The sequence below is a fragment of the Micromonospora tarensis genome (assembly GCF_016803395.1).
Classification (GTDB): domain Bacteria; phylum Actinomycetota; class Actinomycetes; order Mycobacteriales; family Micromonosporaceae; genus Micromonospora; species Micromonospora tarensis.
Window position 1 is genome coordinate 1 of the sequence record NZ_JAEVHL010000466.1, and the last position, 1,964, is coordinate 1,964.

Annotated in this window: 1 protein-coding gene and 1 pseudogene; one reads left to right on the forward strand and one right to left on the reverse strand. The window is 75.3% G+C overall.

The window, feature by feature from the left end; translation table 11 throughout:
- A pseudogene (locus JM949_RS35550) lies at nucleotides 1-1,144 on the reverse strand (HAD-IIIA family hydrolase); the annotation flags it as partial.
- A gap of 269 nt (nucleotides 1,145-1,413) precedes the next feature.
- Here JM949_RS35550 and JM949_RS35555 point away from each other — a divergent pair.
- Nucleotides 1,414-1,860, forward strand: coding sequence for an SRPBCC family protein (locus tag JM949_RS35555; RefSeq protein WP_203152421.1), 447 nt, complete (start codon nucleotides 1,414-1,416; stop codon nucleotides 1,858-1,860).
- Nucleotides 1,861-1,964 lie beyond the last annotated feature (104 nt).

Below are 1,964 nucleotides of genomic sequence, written 5' to 3' on the forward strand. Positions count from 1 at the left end.
CCGACGATCCGGGTCGCCACCTCGGGCGGGCAGGCCCGGCTCGACGCGGCCGAGCCGGGGTGCAGCACCACGTACCCCGGGTCGCCGAGGTCGGCCGGGCGCGGTGCCACGGCGTCGGGTCGGAGCCGGAGCACGGGTTCGTCGCCGTCGGCAGCCGGTGACCGGCGGCGGCGGCGAGGGAGAGGGCACGTTCGGGTTCGGGGACGCCCACCGGCACCCGGTGCCGGACGTCCAGCAGTGAGCCGGGGTAGTCGTCGCTGATCGCGGCGATCCGGCCGATCCCGGCCATCCGCATCAGCAGGGCCAGCGGCAGGGCCGACTGGTGGAACGAGGTGAACACCACCGCCTGGTCGGGGTCGACGGCGCGGAGGCGCTCGGTCAGGCTCCGCATGCTCCCCGGGTCGACAGGTGCCGGCGTGGGGTCGATCCACGGCAGCGGATGCTCGATGATCTCGTCCACCCCGGGCAGCAGGTCCGCGGCGGCCCGGCCGCGCGGCCCGCACAACAACACCACCCGCCGCGCTCCAGCCGCGACGGCGCGGATCGCCGGCCCGGTGACCAGCACGTCCCCCACCGAGTCCGACCGGACCACCAGCGCCGTGCGCACCGGGTCACCGGGTGGGGTCGCGGGCCGCACGGCCTGCTGACGGCGCAGGATCTCGTCCACCGCCGCCGGCAGGTCGGTGGCCACCCAGCCGGCTGCGGCGACCTCCTCCGGTCGGGTCACCGGCGTGGGCACCAGCACCGCCGCCGCCCCGGCGGCCAGTGCGGCGGCGACATCCCGGCCGATGTCGCCGACCAGCACGCACCGGGACGCGATGGTGCCCAGCTCACCGGCGGCGGCGTGCACCAGACCGGGTGCCGGCTTGCGGCAGTCACAGCCGTCGGCGTCGTCGTGCGGGCAGACCAGCCAGGCGTCGAACCGGCCCAGCAACTCCTCCACCCGGGCGTGCACGGCCCGCAGCTGCGCCTCGGTGAAGTAACCCCGGGCCAGCCCCGACTGGTTCGTGACGACCGCCAGGCGCAGCCCGGCGGCGCGCAGCCGGTCCAGCGCCGCTCGCGCCCCCGGCACCGGCCGCACCTTCTCCGGGTCGCCGTTGTACGGCACGTCCTCGATCAGGGTGCCGTCACGGTCCAGCAGCACCGCGTCGTACAGGACCGGTCGGGGGCTCCCGGCGGACCCGGAACCGGCGCGGTCAGCAGCGGCGTACACCCGGGCTGACCTGCGCTGATACGGATCCTCCTGGTCCTGTCGCACAGCCGGCGGGTTCCCTGCGCCCCGAGGAGTAAACGTGGTCGTCGAGGCGGTGGGCCAGCGCCGGCAGCGGGCGTCCCGGGTCGGCCTTACCCGCCGTGCGGGGAAAGCTAACCCGTCGCTCGTTAGCGCTGCCGCGACGCGGGTATGGGAGCCCAGTGGCGATTGTGGAGAAAGTGATCCAGGCTCCCCCGCAGCAGGTCTTCGACGTGCTCGCCGACGGGTGGACGTACAGCGACTGGGTGGTGGGCACGACGCACATGCGCGACGTGGACGACACCTGGCCCCGGGTGGGCAGCCAGCTGCACCACCGCACCGGGCCGTGGCCGTTCTCCTTGCAGGACGCCTCGACCGTGCTGGTCTGCGAGCCGCCGCACCGGCTGGTGCTGAAGGCCGGGCTCTGGCCGGCGGGCGAGGCGATCGTGGCCTTCACCCTGCAACCGGTCGGTGCGGACGCCACCCGGGTTCGGATCGGTGAGGACTTCGCCGCCGGTCCGCTCCGGTGGCTGCACAACAGGCTCAACGACGCGGTGCTGCACCTGCGCAACCGGGAGACGCTGAACCGGCTCTCCGACATCGCGACCCGGCAGAAGGGGGCGCCGTGACCCGGACCGTGGTGGTGACCGGCGCGAGCGCCGGCGTCGGTCGGGCCGTCGCCCACGCGTACGCGGCGCGCGGCGCCCGGCTGGCGCTGCTGGCCCGGGGCGAG